Origin of the sequence: Burkholderia sp. AU4i, assembly GCF_000466765.1 — a bacterium.
GTDB classification, from domain to species: Bacteria; Pseudomonadota; Gammaproteobacteria; order Burkholderiales; family Burkholderiaceae; genus Burkholderia; species Burkholderia cepacia.
The window spans coordinates 1-1,238 of record NZ_ASSI01000311.1 but is presented as its reverse complement, the minus strand read 5'-3'; the positions used below and the strand labels follow the sequence as shown (position 1 = coordinate 1,238).

2 protein-coding genes are annotated in these 1,238 nt (G+C 67.9%); one reads left to right on the top strand and one right to left on the bottom strand.

Features of this window, described 5'->3' with window-relative positions; translation table 11 throughout:
• Positions 1 to 256: 256 nt before the first annotated feature.
• Positions 257 to 589 (top strand): hypothetical protein, encoded by a 333-nt coding sequence (locus L810_RS41420; RefSeq protein WP_042978286.1) that lies wholly within the window; start codon positions 257 to 259, stop codon positions 587 to 589.
• A gap of 112 nt (positions 590 to 701) precedes the next feature.
• Here the strand turns inward: L810_RS41420 and L810_RS41415 are convergent.
• On the bottom strand, positions 702 to 1,238 hold a 537-nt coding region (locus tag L810_RS41415; RefSeq protein ID WP_042978285.1), incomplete at its 5' end, for an NAD-binding protein.

The window sequence follows — 1,238 nt, the reverse complement described above, 5'->3', positions numbered from 1 at the left end:
TCGGTGCCGCCCCGGTCGGCGGGCTCGCCCCGGCCGTCGCGCCACCCAGCGCGCCCGCAACGGCGTGCGGGCAGGGCGAAACTACCTGCCGGCCGAAGCCGGACGCCGGCGAGGGCTGTAAATCTTGCCTGCACCCGTCATCGTTTAACCATTCGAAACAATGTGTTCACCGAAAGGGGCATGATCTCCGGCGATCGGGCAGGCATACTGTCGCCTATGTTGCTCAATGCACGTCGAAGTACGTGCGCTTGCCCCCATGCCCACTCCAGTTTCCTTTCGAACCCTGCGATGGTTGACCGTCGCGGCTGTTGCATGCTTGCTCGCCGCGTGTTCGACCGCTTCCGACGTGACCGCGACGTCGAACCCGAACGTATTTACCGTGACGACGCGCACGGTCGGCGTATCGACGACGTGGGCCGACGCCCATACGAAGGCCGTCGACGAAGCCACCAACTACTGCACGCAGCGCGGCATGCGCGCCAGCCTGAAGCAGGAGGCGCTGACCAGCGGCAGCCGTGTCGGCGCGCGCTCCGAACTCGCGTTCGAGTGCCATCCGACCTTCGAGACGGCGTCGAATCCGCGCGGTTGAGCGACCGGCGGCGGCGTACGCCGCCGTCTGCGTTTTCCTTCCTTTTCCCAGATGCAAACCGACCCGCGAGGCCGTACAGGCACATCGCGGGTCGGCGCACGTCCGGCGGCGGTTACGCCGGCTGCGCCTCGTACAGCTTGACGCACGCGGAGAAGTCGAGCGTGCCGAGCCCCTGCTGGTTCATCGACTGATAGAGCTGCTGCGCGAGTGCGCCCATCCACACCGGCTGGTGCGCGCTCCGTGCCGCTTCGGTCGCGAGCCCGAGATCCTTCAGCATCAGGTTCGCCGCGAATCCGCCTGCGTAGCCGCGCGCGGCCGGCGCGGTGTCGCTCACGCCCGGATACGGGTTGTACGTGTCCGAGCTCCAGCAGCGGCCGGTCGACGTATTGATGATGCCGGCCAGCACGGACGGATCGATGCCGAGCGCGGCGCCGAGCGCCATCGCTTCCGAGACGCCCATCATCGAGATTCCGAGCAGCAGGTTGTTGCAGATCTTCGCGATCTGCCCGGTGCCCGTGCCGCCGCAATGCACGACGTTCTTGCCCATGTCGAGCAGCACGGGGCGGATGCGCTCGAACAGCGCGGCGTCCGCGCCGACCATGAAGGTCAGCGTGCCGGCCTGCGCGCCGCCGGTGCCGCCCGACACGGG